General features: G+C 63.3%; 14 protein-coding genes. 7 read left to right on the top strand and 7 right to left on the bottom strand.

Annotation, left to right across the window (positions count from 1 at the left end; translation table 11 throughout):
- Positions 1–78 precede the first annotated feature (78 nt).
- On the bottom strand, positions 79–2,736 hold the full coding sequence (alaS, locus tag FAA86_RS14300; RefSeq protein ID WP_136541622.1) for an alanine--tRNA ligase: 2,658 nt from the start codon (positions 2,734–2,736) through the stop codon (positions 79–81).
- A 153-nt stretch (positions 2,737–2,889) separates the two neighbouring features.
- Positions 2,890–3,978 carry a recombinase RecA gene (gene recA / locus FAA86_RS14295; protein WP_113459553.1) on the bottom strand — a complete coding sequence of 363 codons (1,089 nt, stop codon included), beginning with the start codon at positions 3,976–3,978 and terminating at the stop codon, positions 2,890–2,892.
- A 242-nt stretch (positions 3,979–4,220) separates the two neighbouring features.
- Here recA and FAA86_RS14290 point away from each other — a divergent pair, with 242 nt between their 5' ends.
- Together FAA86_RS14290 and FAA86_RS14285 are read left to right on the top strand one after the other, a co-directional pair.
- Complete coding sequence (locus FAA86_RS14290) at positions 4,221–5,165, top strand: carbohydrate kinase family protein (protein WP_136541620.1); 945 nt, start codon at positions 4,221–4,223, stop codon at positions 5,163–5,165.
- Positions 5,166–5,194: 29 nt separating this feature from the next.
- Positions 5,195–6,121: a pseudouridine-5'-phosphate glycosidase gene (locus tag FAA86_RS14285; RefSeq protein WP_136541618.1), complete on the top strand. Its 927-nt coding sequence runs from the start codon at positions 5,195–5,197 to the stop codon at positions 6,119–6,121.
- 81 nt (positions 6,122–6,202) lie between these two features.
- Here the strand turns inward: FAA86_RS14285 and cckA are convergent, their stop codons facing one another.
- Complete coding sequence (gene cckA, locus FAA86_RS14280) at positions 6,203–8,824, bottom strand: cell cycle histidine kinase CckA (protein ID WP_136541616.1); 2,622 nt, start codon at positions 8,822–8,824, stop codon at positions 6,203–6,205.
- Positions 8,825–9,079: 255 nt separating this feature from the next.
- Between cckA and FAA86_RS14275 the strand changes: the two genes are divergently transcribed.
- A complete protein-coding gene (locus tag FAA86_RS14275; protein WP_136541614.1) occupies positions 9,080–10,546 on the top strand; it encodes a flagellar biosynthetic protein FliO in 1,467 nt (488 codons plus the stop codon).
- Between the two features lie 99 nt (positions 10,547–10,645).
- Here the strand turns inward: FAA86_RS14275 and dksA are convergent, their stop codons facing one another.
- Positions 10,646–11,065 carry an RNA polymerase-binding protein DksA gene (gene dksA, locus FAA86_RS14270; RefSeq protein WP_113459548.1) on the bottom strand — a complete coding sequence of 140 codons (420 nt, stop codon included), beginning with the start codon at positions 11,063–11,065 and terminating at the stop codon, positions 10,646–10,648.
- Positions 11,066–11,339: 274 nt separating this feature from the next.
- Here dksA and FAA86_RS14265 point away from each other — a divergent pair, with 274 nt between their 5' ends.
- From FAA86_RS14265 to FAA86_RS14250, 4 genes are all read left to right on the top strand, one after another.
- Complete coding sequence (locus FAA86_RS14265) at positions 11,340–11,834, top strand: SixA phosphatase family protein (RefSeq protein ID WP_136541612.1); 495 nt, start codon at positions 11,340–11,342, stop codon at positions 11,832–11,834.
- A 124-nt stretch (positions 11,835–11,958) separates the two neighbouring features.
- Positions 11,959–13,431, top strand: coding sequence for a YcjX family GTP-binding protein (locus FAA86_RS14260; protein WP_136541610.1), 1,473 nt, complete (start codon positions 11,959–11,961; stop codon positions 13,429–13,431).
- On the top strand, positions 13,428–14,537 hold the full coding sequence (locus FAA86_RS14255) for a YcjF family protein (protein WP_246035080.1): 1,110 nt from the start codon (positions 13,428–13,430) through the stop codon (positions 14,535–14,537). The genes FAA86_RS14260 and FAA86_RS14255 overlap by 4 nt, the downstream gene beginning before the upstream one ends.
- A gap of 141 nt (positions 14,538–14,678) precedes the next feature.
- A complete protein-coding gene (locus FAA86_RS14250; protein WP_136541608.1) occupies positions 14,679–15,230 on the top strand; it encodes a hypothetical protein in 552 nt (183 codons plus the stop codon).
- 27 nt (positions 15,231–15,257) lie between these two features.
- Here the strand turns inward: FAA86_RS14250 and folK are convergent, their stop codons facing one another.
- The 3 genes from folK to folP are packed head-to-tail and all read right to left on the bottom strand — an operon-like array spanning position 15,258 to position 17,006.
- Positions 15,258–15,782, bottom strand: a complete 525-nt coding sequence (folK, locus tag FAA86_RS14245) for a 2-amino-4-hydroxy-6-hydroxymethyldihydropteridine diphosphokinase (protein WP_136541607.1) — start codon at positions 15,780–15,782, stop codon at positions 15,258–15,260.
- Positions 15,763–16,134, bottom strand: a complete 372-nt coding sequence (folB, locus tag FAA86_RS14240) for a dihydroneopterin aldolase (protein WP_136541605.1) — start codon at positions 16,132–16,134, stop codon at positions 15,763–15,765. Before folB ends, folK begins: the two co-directional genes overlap by 20 nt.
- The gene (gene folP / locus FAA86_RS14235; RefSeq protein WP_136541603.1) at positions 16,131–17,006 is read right to left on the bottom strand and encodes a dihydropteroate synthase; all 876 of its coding nucleotides are present in this window, start codon (positions 17,004–17,006) and stop codon (positions 16,131–16,133) included. The genes folB and folP overlap by 4 nt, the downstream gene beginning before the upstream one ends.
- Positions 17,007–17,095 lie beyond the last annotated feature (89 nt).

The raw sequence follows: 17,095 nt of genomic DNA, 5'->3' as shown, positions 1-17,095 counted from the left end.
AAACCAGGTGTAAAATCTACTGTGGTGACCACAAAAAAGGCCGGGCATGACCCGGCCTTTCATCTCGTATCAAAGCTGTCAGCCGAGCGCGGCTTCGACGGCGGCGATCGCCGCATCGGCCTGAGATCCGTCCGGGCCACCGGCCTGGGCCATGTCCGGACGGCCGCCGCCGCCCTTGCCGCCGAGTGCAGCCGAGGCCAGGCGAACCAGGTCGACCGCGCTCAAGCGATCGGTGAGATCGGGCGTGACGGATACTACGGCACTCGCCTTGCCGTCTTCGGCGACAGCAATCAGCAGCACGACAGCGGTCTCGAGACCGGCCTTGGCCTCATCGGCCATGCCCTTCAGATCCTTGGCGTCGATCCCGTTGAGCGTGCGGCCGATGAAGTTGATGCCGTTCACCTGCTTCGGAGCCTCGCCACCGCCGCTTGCGCCGCCGCCCATGGCGAGCTTGCGCTTGGCGTCCGCCAGTTCCTTCTCGAGCTTGCGGCGCTCTTCGACCAGCGCTTCGACGCGAGACACGACATCCGTCGGCTGCACCTTCAGCGTTGTCGCAAGTGTCTTCACCCGCTCGTCCTGCTCGGCGAGATAGGCGCGAGCTGCATCGCCCGTCAGCGCCTCAATGCGGCGCACGCCCGCGCCGACAGCACTTTCGCCAACGAGGCGCACCAGGCCGATGTCGCCGGTCGCCGACACATGCGTGCCGCCGCACAGTTCCGTCGAATAGGACTTGCCCGCCTTCTGGCCGCGCACCGCCGTGCCCATCGACACGACGCGCACCTCGTCACCATACTTCTCGCCGAACAGCGCCATAGCGCCCTCTGCAATCGCATCGTCGACAGCCATCAGACGAGTGGTGACCGGCGCGTTCTGGATAATAATCTCGTTGGCCATCTCTTCGACGACCTTCAGCTCCTCGGCCGAGATCGGCTTCGGATGCGAGATGTCGAAGCGCAGACGCTCGGGCGCGACCAGCGACCCCTTCTGCGCCACATGGGTGCCGAGAACCTCACGCAGAGCCTCGTGCAGGAGGTGCGTGGCGGAATGGTTGGAGCGCAGACGCGAGCGGCGGGCGTGATCGACATTGAGCGTCACAGCGCCGCCAGCCGTCACCACGCCGTTCTGCACGGTGGCGACATGCACGAAGACGCCCTCGCCCTTCTTCTGGGTATCGGTGACTGCGAGCGAAAAGCCTTCGCCGACGATTTCGCCGGTATCGCCCATCTGGCCGCCGGACTCACCGTAGAACGGCGTCTGGTTGACGACGATCTGCACGTCCTCGCCGGCACTCGCCTGGTCGACGACCTTGCCGTCCTTGACGACGGCGAGGATCTGGCCTTCCGCGGTTTCGGCGCTGTAGCCGAGGAATTCGGTGGCGCCGAACTTTTCCTTGAGCTCGAACCAGACCGTTTCCTGCGCCTTGTCGCCGGACCCGGCCCAATTGGCGCGCGCCTCGGCCTTCTGCCGCTGCATGGCGTCGTTAAAGCCGGTGAGGTCGACGCCGATGCCGCGGCCGCGCAGCGCATCCTGCGTCAGATCGAGCGGGAAGCCATAGGTGTCGTAGAGCTTGAAGGCGGTTTCACCATCGAGGCTGTCGCCCTTGTCGAGGGTGGCGGTCGCGTCGGACAGCAGTGTCAGGCCGCGCTCGAGCGTCTTGCGGAAACGGGTCTCCTCAAGCTTCAGCGTCTCGGAGATAAGCGCCTCGGCGCGGACCAGTTCCGGATAGGCGCGACCCATCTGCTGCACCAGGACCGGCAGCAGCTTGTAGATGATCGGATCCTTGGCACCGAGCAGCTGCGCATGGCGCATGGCGCGGCGCATGATGCGGCGAAGCACGTATCCGCGGCCCTCGTTGGACGGCAGCACGCCGTCGGCAATCAGGAAAGCGGACGAGCGCAGGTGGTCGGCGATGACGCGGTGGCTCGCGCGACGCTCGCCTTCGGCCTTCACGCCGGTCAGATCGACGGAGGCGTCGATCAGAGCGCGGAACAGGTCGATATCATAGTTGTCGTGCTTGCCCTGCAGCAGCGCGGCGATGCGCTCGAGGCCCATGCCGGTATCGATCGAGGGGCGCGGCAGATTGATGCGCTCTTCTTTCGTCACCTGCTCATATTGCATGAAGACGAGGTTCCAGATTTCGATGAAACGGTCACCATCTTCTTCCGGCGAGCCCGGAGGGCCACCCCAGATGTGATCGCCGTGATCGTAGAAGATCTCCGAACACGGGCCGCAGGGGCCGGTGTCACCCATGGCCCAGAAATTGTCGCTGGTCGGGATGCGGATGATCTTGTCATCCGACAGGCCGGCGATCTTTTTCCAGAGGCCGTGGGCCTCGTCATCCGTGTGATAGACGGTGACCAGAAGACGGTTGCGATCGATGCCGAATTCCTTGGTGATCAGGTTCCAGGCGAGCTCGATCGCCCGTTCCTTGAAGTAATCGCCGAAAGAGAAGTTGCCGAGCATCTCGAAGAAGGTGTGGTGGCGGGCGGTATAACCGACATTGTCGAGGTCATTGTGCTTGCCGCCGGCGCGCACGCATTTCTGCGCGGTTGCAGCCGTCGTATAGGGGCGCTGTTCGAGACCGGTAAAGACGTTCTTGAACTGCACCATGCCGGCATTGGTGAACATCAGCGTCGGGTCGTTGCGCGGCACCAGCGGGCTGGAGGAAACGACCTCGTGACCGTTCGTCTTGAAGTAATCGAGAAAAGTCGACCGGATGTCGTTTACACCGCTCATGTCACGCCCTTCATTCAGGCCGGGAAGCCGGCCAATTTGCAAAATCAATGGCTTTTATCGCCCGGCTCACTTGCTGTCCAGCAGTCGAAACGAAAACCGGCCGCGCTTCGGGAGAAACGCGGCCGGTTCGAAGAAACCTCAAGGATGAGGCGATTAGATATCGTCGGCACCGTCGCCGTCATTGGCGTCAGGACCACCATTCTGCAGGAAGCGCTCGGCGATCAGACCGGCATTCTGGCGAAGCGCCATCTCGATTTCCTGGGCAACGGCGGGATTGTCGCGCAGGAAGAGCTTGGCGTTTTCACGGCCCTGGCCGAGACGCTGGCTGTTGTAGGAGAACCAGGCCCCCGACTTTTCGACGATGCCGGCCTTGACGCCGAGGTCAATCAGTTCGCCCGTCTTCGAGACGCCTTCGCCATACATGATGTCGAATTCGACCTGCTTGAAAGGAGGCGCCATCTTGTTTTTGACGACCTTGACGCGGGTCTGGTTGCCGACGACCTCTTCGCGATCCTTGACCGCGCCGATGCGGCGGATGTCGAGGCGGACCGAGGCATAGAACTTCAGCGCGTTACCACCGGTCGTCGTTTCCGGCGAACCGAACATCACGCCGATCTTCATGCGGATCTGGTTGATGAAGATGACCATGGTCTTGGAGCGCGAGATCGACGCGGTCAGCTTGCGCAGCGCCTGGCTCATCAGACGGGCCTGCATGCCCGGCAGGCTGTCGCCCATTTCACCTTCGATTTCCGCACGCGGGGTCAGCGCTGCAACCGAGTCCACGACGAGAACGTCGATGGCACCGGAGCGCACCAGCGTATCGGTGATTTCGAGCGCCTGTTCACCGGTGTCCGGCTGGGAGATCAGGAGGTTCTGCAGATCGACGCCCAGCTTGCGGGCATAGACCGGATCAAGCGCGTGTTCGGCGTCGACGAAGGCGCAGATGCCGCCCTTTTTCTGGGCTTCCGCAATGGTCTGCAGGGCGAGCGTCGTCTTACCCGAGCTTTCCGGACCATAAACTTCAATGATGCGCCCCTTCGGCAGGCCGCCAATGCCGAGCGCGATGTCGAGGCTGAGCGACCCCGTCGAGACCGTCTCGACTTCGACCACGCTCTCGTTCGCGCCGAGCTTCATGATCGAGCCCTTGCCGAACGAGCGTTCGATCTGCGAGAGCGCCGCTTCCAATGCCTTGCTTTTATCCACCGATTTGTCCTCTACAAGCCGCAAAGAATTCTGTGCCATTTGATCCACCTTTAGGTTATTGAGGCCGCATAGGCAATGAAGCCGCCGATGGGGAATATGTACTCTTTTTGTTCTCATTTTGCAAGAGCAATCGAAGCGATTGATTTTCAATGGCTTCCGGCAGCATGTTCGAAATTCGTTCCACCCGTTCCGCATGGTGGCAACCCGGCGGGCCAGATTGGCATCCACTGGCTTGATCACGGGCTTTCGATTCGGTTCCAGACTGCCGCGGAGGCGAGAACATGACCATCGAAATCCTGGCCATCGGTGGCGCGCATATCGACCGTCGCGGGCGCCTGTTCGGGGAGACGAAACCTGGCGCCAGCAATCCCGGCCAATGGTTCGAAGAAGCAGGCGGCGGCGTCTTCAATGCCGCGTGCAATCTCTCCCGGCTGGGTCGCGCAGTCAGGCTGATCGCGCCACGCGGCGGTGATGCGGCAGGCCAGATGGTCGCCGATGCCGCCGAGCGTGCGGGCCTCGATGACCAGCCGGTGATGTTCCTCGATCGGGCCACGCCGAGTTATACGGCGATCCTGGAGCGCGACGGCAATCTCGTCATCGCTCTGGCCGACATGGCCCTTTACGACGCCTTCACCGCCCGGCGCCTCAAGGCACGCTCCCTGCGCGACAGCCTCGCCGCGGCAAAACATGTGCTGGCCGACGCCAATCTGGCGGCAGAGACGCTGGCCGCACTCGCGGCAAGCTGCCAGGCGTCGGGATGCGCCCTGTCGGCCATCGCAATCTCGCCGGCCAAGGTGGTGAAGCTGAGCCGCGCCCTTTCGAACCTCACGCATCTCTTCATGAACGGCGCCGAGGCGGAAGCGATCGCCGGCACAAGGCCGGACCACGCCGAAGACTGGCCCGCCCTGCTGCGCGCCAAGGGCCTTCAGGGCGGCACGGTCACCAGTGGCAGCGGCCCGACGGTCGCCTTCGGCCCGGGGGGCGTGGCGCTCATAGAACCGATGGCACTCGACACCATCGCCGACGTGACCGGTGCTGGCGACGCGTTTGCGGCCGGCTTCCTGCATGCCAGGCTGAAGGGCGCGGATCTTGGCGAAGCCCTGCGTCATGGCACGGCAAGCGCCGCAATCACCCTCGCCTCACCCCATGCAACCGATGAAAATCTCTCTGAGGAACGGCTCGCACGTCAGTTGGCTCTTGTCCCGCCGGCCCGTTTCCTGTCATGAGAGCCTGAATTTCTAGCGGAAGATCCCCCATGACCCGTTCCATCTCCCCCCTCCTCCCCATCACCTATTCGAGCGAAGTCAGCGCCGCCAAGCAGCGTGGCGCTCCAATCGTCGCGCTCGAATCGACCATCATCACCCATGGCATGCCCTATCCCGGCAACCTGCAGATGGCCCGCAGCGTCGAGGACATCATCCGCCAGCAGGGTGCCGTGCCTGCGACCATTGCCGTCATCAAGGGCGTGCTGCACATCGGTCTCGAACCGGCCGAACTCGAAGAACTGGCGCAGATGGAGCACGTGATGAAGCTCTCGCGCGCCGACCTCGCCTTCGCGATCGCCGAACGCCGCAACGGCGCCACCACGGTTGCCGCCACGATGATCGCCGCCTATCGCGCCGGCATCCATGTGTTTGCGACAGGCGGCATCGGCGGCGTGCACCGCGGCGCGGAAGAGAGCTTCGATATCTCGGCCGATCTTGAAGAGCTGGCCCGCACTGCCGTCATCGTCGTCTCCGCTGGCCCGAAGGCAATCCTCGACATCCCCAAGACTCTGGAGGTGCTGGAAACGCGCGGCGTTCCGGTCGTGACCTATGACAGCGAGGACTTCCCGGCCTTCTGGTCGCGCAGTTCGGGGCTGAAGAGCCTCCTCAACCTGCAGAGCCCGGCGGCCATCGCCAACTTCCAGAAGATGCGCGACCAGCTCGGCATCGATGGCGGCATGCTGATCGCCAATCCGGTTCCCGAAGCCGACGAGATCCCGCGCGAGGAGATGGAAATCTATATCAGCCGCGCGCTTGCCAATGCCGAACGCGACGAGATCGCCGGCAAGGCCGTGACGCCTTACCTGCTCGACAACATCTTCCACCTCACCGGTGGTCGCTCGTTGAAGACAAACATCGCCCTGGTCGAGAACAACGCCCGTCTGGCCGCCGAAATCGCGGTCGCGATGAACGGCTGATCCGCGAACAAGGCCTGAAACAAAGAACCCGCCGGAGCGATCCGGCGGGTTCTTTCGTTCTATGGCCTGACGGAGACAATGTCAGACTTCACCGTCCAGCATCTCGCGCACCGCAACGGCGAGCTGCTTCAGCGAAAAGGGTTTCGGCAGGAAGCCGAATTTGGCATCGGCCGGCAGGTTGCGGGCAAAGGCGTCCTCGGCATAACCGGAGACGAAGATGAACTTCAGGTCCGGATATTTCTTGCGCAATTCGGTGAGCAGGGTGGGGCCGTCCATTTCCGGCATGACGACGTCGGAGACGACGATATCGACCGCTCCATCGAGTTCGTCCATGATGTCGAGCGCCTCGACACCCGAACCGGCTTCGTGAACGGTATAGCCGCGCGTCTCGAGCATGCGCTTTCCGCCGCGCCGGACCGCCTCCTCGTCTTCGACAAGCAGAACGACGGCCGACTTGCCCGTCAGGTCTGGCGCATCCTGCGCCTCGGCCGTGGCAGCTGCCGGGGCGACCGTGATCGTGTCGCCACTGACGGAAGCCATGACCTGTCCTTCCGGAAGCGCCTGAACCTCCGGCACGTGACGCGGCAGGAAGATGCGGAAGGTCGTGCCTTTGCCCACCTCCGATTCCGGATAGATGTAGCCGCCCGACTGCTTGACGATGCCATAGACCATAGCAAGGCCGAGACCCGTGCCCTTGCCGACCTCCTTCGTGGTGAAGAAGGGCTCGAAGATCTTGTCCATGATTTCGGGCGCAATGCCGGTTCCGGTATCGGCGACTTCGACCAGCACCATGTCTTCGGACGGCAGACCGCGATAGCCGAAGGCACCGGCTTCCTCGGCATCGACGTTGCGGGTCGAGACGGTGATCGAGCCACCCTCGGGCATCGCATCGCGAGCATTGACGCAGAGATTGATCAGCACCTGCTCGAACTGCGAGAGGTCGGTTTTCACCGGCCAGAGATCCCGGCCATATTCGACGCGAAGCTTCACATTGGTGCCGGAGATCAGGCGGTCGACCAGCATGCGCAGATCACCGATGACATCGGTCAGGTTCAGCACGCTCGGCCGCATGGTCTGCTTGCGCGAGAAGGCGAGCAGCTGGCGCACGAGAACGGCGGCGCGGTTGGCATTGCGCTTGATCTCCATGAGATCGGCAAAGCTCGCATCCGAGGGGCGCGCCTGCAGAAGCAGGTGATCCGAAGAGAGAAGGATGGCCGTCAGCACGTTGTTGAAGTCGTGCGCGATACCGCCGGCCAGCGTGCCGACGGCGTTCATCTTCTGCGTCTGCGCCATCTGCGCTTCGAGCGCCTTCTGGTCGGTCACATCGACGGCATAGACGATGGCCGCCTCTTCCGGCGCCTCGTCGCTCTGATCGATGACGGCATTCACGTAGAAGCGGAAGTGTCTGACGTCATTGGTCGGGTGGCGACTGTCGATCGGCGGAATGTCGCCTTGGCGGTCCATCGCCGCCGCAAGCGCCTCGCGGAAACCTTCCCGCTCGTTCTCGTGCAGCACGACTTCGATCAACCCGTGACGCTCGATTTCGTCGCGCGAGATGATGTCGGCGAAGAGCTTCATGAAGGGCGCGTTGGTCCGCAGGATCCGGCCCTCGCCGTCGACGGAGGCAATGGCCATCGGCGTATTGTTGAAGAAGCGGGTGAAGCGCATGGAAGCGACCGAATCGGACTGGTCGCTCCCCTCGCCTTGGGCGCGCGACAGGACGATCGACCGGCTCTCGCCCGGCGCGCCGTCGCGAGCAGCCTTCACGCGATGCACCAGTCGAACCGGCAGGCTCTGGCCGTTAACGCGGCGCAGGTCGAGATCAAGCGTCTCGGTGCGCGCCTGCCCCGGTTCGGCCTGCACCGAATCGATCAGCGCCATGCCCTCGCCGGCCACAAGATCGGAAATCGTCATGGAGCCCGGATTGAACTGGGTGAGATCGACGCCGAGCCACTCCGCCAGTGTGGCATTCAGATAATAGATCTCGCCCTTGCGCCCGGCCGAGAAGAAGCCGGCCGGTGCATGGTCGAGATAATCGATTGCGTGCTGCAACTCCTTGAAGAACCGCTCCTGATCGTCGCGCTCGGCGGTGATGTCGGAGATCTGCCAGACATGCAGCGGCTTGCCGCGGCCTTCGCCCGGCAGAAGCCGCGCCTTCAGACGATACCAATGGGCACCGGAGCCGTTGGCCGTCTGGTTGCCGAGCGGCTTCAGCAGCCGAAACTCTTCATAGCTGTCGCGCCCTTCGCGCAACCCGTTGGTCAGGCGGTAAAGCGCCTCGCTCGATTCCCGGTAGCGGGAAAGCAGTGCCTCGAGCGTCTGGACCTCTGTCGCCTTACGGGCGCCCGTCATCTGGCCATAGGCGGCATTCGCAAAGACGATTCGGCCCTCGGCATCCGTGATCAGCGTGCCCTCGGGCTGGCTCGCGAGGAAGCGGCGGGCAAGCGTATCGCTGTTGGTCTGCGGCATTACTTCGACGAAACCGATGACCGCCGAGACGATGAAGAAGATGCCCATCATCGCCAGGATGCCGAGCACGCCGAGAACGATCTGGTTGTCGAGCTGATCCCGGAAGAAGATGAAGGCGACCGAGGCTGCGATCAGGACGAGCGCGAGCAGCAGGATACGCAGCGCCATGCCGACGCCACCGCGGCGATCGACCAGCGGGCCGTCTCCATCTCGATCAAACTGCTGTCGTGTCATGGATGCCTCATGCGTAAGCGCAAAACTGATCCGCCCTCGCGAGAATCGGCGCTGCCTTCTGTTTATCAATTTGCCTTGACAGCAAAAAGCAAAGAAAGGGCCAGATAGCCGCCGGAGGCCGCTCTCCCACAGGATTGCCGCATTCCTGGCCGAGCATTTGACGGATCGTGCGCCGCAGGCCGCGAATCCTTGCGTGTTGCAAGATTGCGGAAGGGGACGTCTTCTGACAGAAAGCCAGATAAAAGGAGCACGACAATGCTGGATGACCTGATCTCGGCCTATGGCGATCGTTTTCTCGTGGCGGCACTGGGTGTTAGCCTTGCCCTGCTTTGCCTGTTCATCGTGCTTTGGATCCTGCGCAACCGCGCGCCCTCGCCCTTCGTCCGCGGCGGACGTAATCGCCAGCCGCGTCTTCAGGTTCTGGATGCGGCAGCCGTCGACACCCGCCGACGTATCGTGCTGATCCGGCGCGACAATGTCGAACATCTTGTGATGATCGGCGGCCCGACCGATATCGTGATCGAGAGCGGCATCGGTGACGAGCGCGCCTATCTGAGTGCGCGGGCTGTCAATCCGCTGCCTCTGGAAGAGCAGTCCGAACTGCCGAAACCGGCGGAAGCCCTGGGACTCGCCACGACCGAACCGCCGGCAGCCCGGATCGCAGCACCGTCTCCGGCCGCAAGCATGCCAATCGACCTGCCCACAAGACGTCCGTCAGCCCCGCAAACGACGCGGGCGGAACCGGCACCGGTCCAGGCCCGTGCGGCGCAGGCGCCTGCACCGGCCGTCGAGCAGCGCCGCCCGCAAGCCGCGCCTGTTCGGCCGCAAGAGCCCACCGTCGACGCGCAACCCGCGCCGGCCGTTGCTCCCGTCGTGGCCTCTCCGATCGTCGCTGCCGTGGCCGCAGCCCCCGTTGCCACGGCGCCAACGCGCTCCGAACCGGAGATCACGCCGGCCGCCCCTCTCGAAGCGCCGAAGCCAGAACCTGTCGCACGCGTCACGCCTGCGTTTCCCCCGGCACCTGAAGCCCCGGTCACCCGCCCGACGGCAAGCCTGGAGCCCGTGATGGCCGCTGGGGTCAACACAAGCTTCGACCCGGTCCGCCAGGACACCGAAACGGCGCGCACGGAACCCGCTATTGAGCCGGCTGTGACGTCCGGGACTCCGCCGGTCGAGGTCTTCCGCATTGAGCCGGTCGAGCCGGTGATGGCGGAGGTGAAGCCTGAGCCTGTCTCCGAAATGCAGAGCCAGCGTCCGCCCATGCAGTCCGCCCCCGATCTGGGTCCGGCGATTGACGCGCCGGCCGCCGAAGATCTGCTGGAAGCCGCCCGCCAGCGTGTGTTGGTCTCATCACCGGCTCCAGTTCCGCCCCGTCCCTTCGACGCGCAGAAATTCGAGCCGCCGGCCGAGACCCGTCAGGCAGCACCGGATCCGCAACCGGTAGCCCGCGACATGAGCGATTTCGAGCGTGTCCTCGAAGAAGAGATGGCCCTGCATCTGGCATCCGATCCGACGCCGGCCCAGACGACGAGAGTGGAACTTCCGCAGATCCTGCCGGAGACCCGCGCCGACAGACCGCGTCTACCTGCGACGGCCATCCTGCCGGCAGCTCCGCCTTCGGACCAGCCGGCATCGCCTGCGGCACAGGCGGACAAGGAGCCCAATCTGCAGAACGAGATCGCGCGCATCTTTGGCGAGATGTCGGCCAGCCGAAATCCCTGAGCACCTGTCAGGGATCACCGGCCGCGCATGGCATAAACGAAAAAGACCCGCCGGTGGCGGGTCTAACAAATGTAGGACTGCGTCGAAGACATCGCGCCTTCACTCGTCGCGATAGACCTTCTCGCGACGCTCGTGACGCTCCTGCGCCTCGATCGACAGAGTTGCGATCGGGCGGGCGTCGAGACGCTTCAAGCCAATCGGCTCGCCGGTCTCCTCGCAGTAACCGTAGGTGCCGTCTTCGATGCGCTGCAGAGCGGCGTCGATCTTCGAGATCAGCTTGCGCTGACGGTCGCGGGCGCGAAGTTCGATGGCTCGGTCGGTTTCGGAGGAGGCCCGGTCGGCGAGATCGGGATGGTTGGCGCTTTCTTCGGCGAGGTGGTCGAGCGTCTCGCGCGCTTCTCGGAGGATATCGTTTTTCCAGGCAATGAGCTTGGCTCTGAAGTAAGCCCGCTGGTTCGCGTTCATGAACTCATCGTCTTCCGAGAGGACATAATTGCTAAGATTGATCTTCTCACTCAACGCGATTCTCCTGAAGAACATCTCAATGGGCGGGTGTATATCCTTTCAACGCAAGCGGTTCAAGCCTCAACAGTGTTTCAACGCCATTTTTAAATCTGTTACATTTTTCAGCTAAATTTCTATTTTTTAAGCATAATTTTCTTGAAGCCCGAGGCGCGATATACATGCGACCACCACGATAGGATGATGAGCGTCCCGCGCCGACACGGTTGACGGCATAGGCCTAGAACCGGTACTCCAAGGACAGCACGATCTTACGCGGAATGTCCAACGGATGACGCCCTCCATTCAGCTTCCCAAGCGCATCTATCTGCTGCGCCACGCGAACTCCGGTTGGGCCGAGCCAGGTGGCCGTGATTTTGATCGCAGCCTCTCCGACGCGGGCTTCGCGGAAGCCGAACTCCTGGCCGAAACCGCCGCCGACAAGAACTATCGTCCTGATCTCGTTGTCTGTTCTACGGCAAAACGCTGCCGCCAGACGGCCGATGCGATCGGTCGCGTCTTCTCGGGCCTCGTCGAGTTTCGCTATGTCGACGCGCTCTACAACGCCCCCGCCGACACCTATCTCGAGATCGCCAGTTCCACCCGGGGCGTCGATGCGCTGATGCTGGTCGGCCACAATCCGGCCATCGAGGAGGTCTTTGCCAGCCTCTGCGGAAACGATGTCATGGCGCGCACCGTCCCGGAAGGCTATCCGACCTCCGGTCTGGCGGTCATCGACGTCATGGGCGAAGAGGCCTACAGCCTGCGCGATTTCCTGGTGGGCTGACTGCGCGCCCACTGATGGCGCTGCCTCTTTTTTGCCCCCTCAGCCACGCCTATATGGGGATGGACACATCTTGAACCTCGTGCCGTAAACGCATGTGCACGGCATCGCCCAGCAGGACAGCCCCTTGCCGCCATCCCTCACCAGCCTGACCGACGAAGCAGCGATCACCTTAGACAATCTGGCCGATCGCGCCGCCAATCTGGTCAATCCGACCATCAGGCTCGGCGTCACCGGCCTGTCTCGTGCCGGCAAGACCGTCTTCATCTCGTCGCTGGTCCACAATCTGCTGCATGGGGGCCGGTTGCCCTTGTTCGAGCCGCTGCGCTCCGGCCGCATGACCGGCGCCACGCTCCAGGAACAGCCGGATGATGCGGTACCGCGATTCCAGTATGAGGACCACATCCGTGCCCTCGTCGATGAACGCATCTGGCCCGATTCGACCCGTGCGATTTCAGAACTACGGCTCACCATCGAATATCAGAGCGCCAGCACCTGGAGCCGCATGTTTTCGGCAGGCAGGCTCTCGATCGACATCGTTGACTATCCCGGCGAATGGCTGCTCGATCTGCCGCTCTTGGGCCAGGACTACCGCACCTTCTCCGACAATGCGACGAAGCTGGCACAAAGCGGCGTCCGCTCGGAACTCGCGCGGGAGTGGCTGGCGCTTGCCGCAACGATCGACACCGAAGCCCCGGCAGACGAGATGACCGCAAGGCGCCTTGCCGAAGCCTTCACCACCTATCTCCGGCTCTGCAAATCGGACGAGCGCTCGCTGTCGACGCTTCCGCCAGGACGTTTCCTGATGCCCGGCGATCTCGAGGGTTCACCCGCCCTCACCTTTGCTCCCTTGCCGGCATTGCCGGAAGGACGGGCACCCAAAGGGTCGCTCCGGGCGATGATGGAACGTCGCTTCGAGGCCTACAAATCGGTGGTCGTCAAACCGTTCTTCCGCGAACATTTCGCCCGTCTCGATCGTCAGATCGTGCTCGTGGACGCGCTGCAGGCCATCAATCGTGGTCCGGAAGCCGTACAGGATCTCGAACGCGCACTCGGCGACGTGCTCGCCTGCTTCCGCGCCGGATCCAACAACATCCTGACCTCACTGGTGCGTCGTCGCATCGACCGCGTTCTCGTCGCCGCAACCAAGGCGGACCACCTGCATCACGAGAGCCATGACCGGCTGGAGATACTCACCAGACGTCTGGTCAACCGCGCGATCAAGACGATCGGCATGAGCGGTGCCGGGATCGAGGTTATGGCGCTCGCCTCCGTGCGCGCCACGCGAGAGGCAAGCGTAAAGCAGGACGGCCACGACCTGCCGGTGATTGTCGGCACGCCGATGGCGGGCGAGCGAATCGGGAACGAGGTCTTCGACGGGAACCGCAAGACGGCGGTGTTTCCGGGTGACCTGCCGCAGGATCCGGAGGCCTATTTCCGTTCCGTCGATGAAGGCGATACCTCCGCGCTACTCCCGGACCTGAGCATCGTGCGCTTCCGCCCCCCGCAACTTGAAGAGAAACAGGGCCTCACGCTCTCCGTCCCCCATATCCGTCTCGACCGCGCGCTGCAGTTTTTGCTGGGAGACCGTCTCGCATGAAAAAACCGACTGTCCCTCCCATGGGCTCGTCCCGCCCGAATGCCAACGACACACAGCGGCGACCTGCAGCCTTCACAATTGATCCCGATCTTAAGCCTGCGGCACCCACGCAACCGTTGAACCGTGCGCCACGGAGCTTTGCCGGCGATGTTGCGATCGTTCCCGACGAACAGGATCCCTTCCTGGCTGCGGCGGTCGACGACATGCCGCCCCTGCCCATTGCCGAATCGCGCCGTCGGCGCTTCTCGTTTGCCAAACTCGCGACCGGTGCCTTCGGGATCCTGCTCTCCCTCGCCTTCGGCCTCTGGGTCGACCGGCTGATATCGGATCTTTTCGCACGCGCCGACTGGCTGGGCTACGCCGCGATCGCCGCACTCGCTGTCGGTGTGTTGGCCCTGGCCATCGCCGTCGGACGCGAACTCGTCGGCTTGTGGCGGCTGGATACGGTGCAGGATCTGAAGCTTGAAGCGGAAGCGGCGGCGGAAAGCGGCAAACGCGCCCGAGCGGCCGCCGTGGTGGCCAAGCTGACGGGCCTCGTCCGCCACCGTCCGGAAACCGCGAAGGGCCAAAAGTCGCTCGAGGCGGTCAAAGACGACATCATCGACGCGCCCCATCTGATCGAGCTTGCCGAAAGGGAGCTCCTGGCACCGCTCGACGTCAAGGCACGCGCACTTATCCTCAACGCGTCGAAGCGGGTCTCGGTTGTCACGGCGGTCAGCCCGCGCGCGGTGGTCGATCTGGCCTATGTGCTCTTCGAGGTCGTCCGCCTCGTGCGAGGCATGGCGGACCTCTATGGCGGCCGTCCGGGGTCCTTCGGCATGCTGCGGCTCCTGAAGGATGTTTTCGCACATCTGGCCGTCACCGGCTCAATTGCGATCGGCGATGGCCTCGCTCAACAGGTGCTCGGCCATGGCCTTGCAGCGCGTCTTTCGACCCGGCTGGGCGAAGGCGTGATCAATGGCCTGATGACGGCACGGATCGGCATTGCGGCCATGGATCTCTGCCGACCGCTGCCGTTTCGTGCCGCGAGAAGACCCGGCATCGGCGACTTCATCGGCGATCTCACGCCATCGATGTCAGGCAAGGACCGCGCGCGCGCGGAGTGAGGCAGACAAGCCACACCCGAGACACCAGTTACTTTTGCCGATTGTCGGACCCCGCATTTGAGGGTATTGGCAAGGATACATTAACCATTTTTCCGCTAGGGTTTCCGCGGGGTTTCTGGTTTCTCGTACCAAGGCAAATCGATGTTCTCTCGCTCCTCGACATTCGGCCGTTGCGCCGCCATCCTTGCTGTTGCCGCACTTCTGCCGGCCACGGTTGCTGATGCCGCTTCTCGCGACAAGCGCTTCTTCGAATCCGTCGCCGGCGTCTGGAAAGGCCCGGGCGAAATTGTTGCGGGCAAATACAAGGGCACCAAGTTCACCTGCAACCTGACAGGCCTGCCGGCCGAGGGCAAGGAAACCGGGCTCAAGCTCGACGGCACTTGCCGCGTTGGCGTCTTCAGCCAGCCGATGTCGGCTGTCATCTCGCAGTCCGGCGGCAGCTACAAGGGTCAGTTCCTGGATGGCGCAGACGGCAAGGGCCTCGACATCGTCTCGGGCAGCGTGACCGGCAATCGCGCCGTCATGGGCATCAACCGCGCCAAGCTCAACGGCGCCATGGTTGCACGCCTGGAAGAAGGCGATGCCATGAACATCACCATTTCGGTGAAGGTGGAAGATCGCATGATCCCCGTGATCGGATTGAAGCTCAATCGCCAGGCAACCGCCATGGCCGAGACCGCCGAAAACGACTGACCGCCGACAAGCCTTGCCGGGACGATTTTAGCCGCGCCACCAGGCGCGGTTTTCGTTTGCGACGGCGATACCCGTGCGATCGGCACGATCGAGCCAGCGCGCGACAGCCTCTCCCTTCACCACCAGAGACGGATCGATATCCGCCAGCGGCATCAGCACGAAGGCGCGCTCGGTCATGCGCGGATGCGGGACCTTGAGGTGCTCGGCATCGATCACCCGGTCGCCGAAGGTCAGAATGTCGATATCGATCGTGCGCGGGCCCCAGCGTTCGACGCGCACGCGCTTCATTGTCCGCTCGATCTCGAGACAAGCGGCGAGCAGTTCCTGCGGCTCCAACAGCGTCTCGACCGCCGCGCAGGCATTGTAAAAGTCGGCCTGATCAGTCTTGCCCCAGGGCGGCGTCCGGTAGAGACGCGACACGGAGGTGACCCGACAGTCGGCACGCTCGTCGAGGCGGCGCAAAGCCTCCGCCATGGCGGCCACCGGATCTCCGATATTGCCGCCGAGACCAAGCGTTGCCGCCAGCCAGGTTTTACTCTCTGAATTGTTCAACGCTCACCTGTACATGATCGAGAATGCCGGCGATCGGCGCGCTCGGCTTACGCACCGTGATCCGGCATCGCTGCATCTCGGGGAAGCGGTCCAGAAGGCCGCGGGCAATCGCCAGCGCAAGTGCCTCGATCAACTGTCGCCTGCTGCCGGTGACGATGTCGCGGATGACCTCGAAGGCGATACCGTAATGCACCGTGCCTTCGAGCGTATCCGTCTCGGCCGCATTGAGCGCATCCACATCGAATTCAGCGTCGACGAAGAACCGTTGGCCGAGAACGCCCTCCTCGGGGAAAACCCCGTGATGCGCAAAGAAGGCACAGTTCTTCAGCGTGATGGTGAAAACGCCGCTCATACGGGCAAATCCTTGTTTGCAGCAAGCCGCCGCTCTGCCGCGAGCATAGCATCGGCCATCACCAGGGCGTCGCGGTTGATCGCGACATTATGAACCCGGAAAACGGAAGCCCCCTTCAGGCGAAGGGCAACCGTGGTGGCCGCGGTCGCCGCGTCACGGTCGCGTGCGTCGCGGCCGGTGAGCGTTCCGAGAAACCGCTTGCGCGATGTACCGGCCAGAAGCGGGAGGCCGAAGCCATGCAGTTCCTCGAAACGCGCGATCAGGTCCATGTTCTCTTCCAGAGTTTCCTTGGCGAAACCGAAACCCGGATCGAGAACGATTGTTTCCCTGGACACGCCCGCACGCGCCGCGATCTCCAGCGAGAGCCCAAGGAAATGCCGCTGGTCGGCGATCGGATCCTCAAGTTTCTCTCGCCCGCGCCCGGTATGCATGATGCAGAGCCCTGCCCCCGTCGCAGCCGCGACATCGGCAATTTCGGGCTCGCGCTGCAGGCCATGCACATCATTGATGATATGCGCGCCGGCCTCAACGGCAGCCCTGGCGGTCGCAGCCCTGTAGGTATCGATGGAAATGAGTGCGTCGGTGTTCTCGCGCAATGCGTCAATCACCGGCAGCACGCGGGCCATTTCCTCGTCAGCACTGACTTCCGCGGCCCCTGGCCGCGTCGATTCGCCGCCGATATCCAGGATGACCGCTCCGTCTTGGGCGCAAGCCAGCGCATGAGCCACTGCCGTCTCGACACCGGCATGCAGCCCACCATCCGAAAAGGAATCGGGCGTGACATTGATGATCGCCATGATCGCACCATGCTCGGTCAGATCGAGGGAACGGCCATGCCCTACACGCCAAATTGTGCGTTCAACCATGGTCACGCGACCCTGTATCCTCTCGACGTATTTCGGCGAAGCTGCGATAGTGCAGATCGGGTTTGGCTATGCCCCAAGGGCGCGGCGAATACAAC

Source organism: Rhizobium rosettiformans W3 (assembly GCF_004912135.1).
Lineage (GTDB): Bacteria > Pseudomonadota > Alphaproteobacteria > Rhizobiales > Rhizobiaceae > Allorhizobium > Allorhizobium rosettiformans.
This window is presented reverse-complemented; position numbering and strand designations above follow the sequence as displayed.

Bases quoted from the DNA above. Each gene is read 5' to 3' on its own strand.
- FAA86_RS14265 (WP_136541612.1), top strand. From the start codon at position 11,340: ATGACGCCCTCCATTCAGCTTCCCAAGCGCATCTATCTGCTGCGCCAC.
- cckA (WP_136541616.1), bottom strand. From the start codon at position 8,824: ATGACACGACAGCAGTTTGATCGAGATGGAGACGGCCCGCTGGTCGAT.
- alaS (WP_136541622.1), bottom strand. From the start codon at position 2,736: ATGAGCGGTGTAAACGACATCCGGTCGACTTTTCTCGATTACTTCAAG.
- folB (WP_136541605.1), bottom strand. From the start codon at position 16,134: ATGAGCGGCGTTTTCACCATCACGCTGAAGAACTGTGCCTTCTTTGCG.
- FAA86_RS14250 (WP_136541608.1), top strand. From the start codon at position 14,679: ATGTTCTCTCGCTCCTCGACATTCGGCCGTTGCGCCGCCATCCTTGCT.
- FAA86_RS14285 (WP_136541618.1), top strand. From the start codon at position 5,195: ATGACCCGTTCCATCTCCCCCCTCCTCCCCATCACCTATTCGAGCGAA.
- FAA86_RS14255 (WP_246035080.1), top strand. From the start codon at position 13,428: ATGAAAAAACCGACTGTCCCTCCCATGGGCTCGTCCCGCCCGAATGCC.
- FAA86_RS14275 (WP_136541614.1), top strand. From the start codon at position 9,080: ATGCTGGATGACCTGATCTCGGCCTATGGCGATCGTTTTCTCGTGGCG.
- FAA86_RS14290 (WP_136541620.1), top strand. From the start codon at position 4,221: ATGACCATCGAAATCCTGGCCATCGGTGGCGCGCATATCGACCGTCGC.
- recA (WP_113459553.1), bottom strand. From the start codon at position 3,978: ATGGCACAGAATTCTTTGCGGCTTGTAGAGGACAAATCGGTGGATAAA.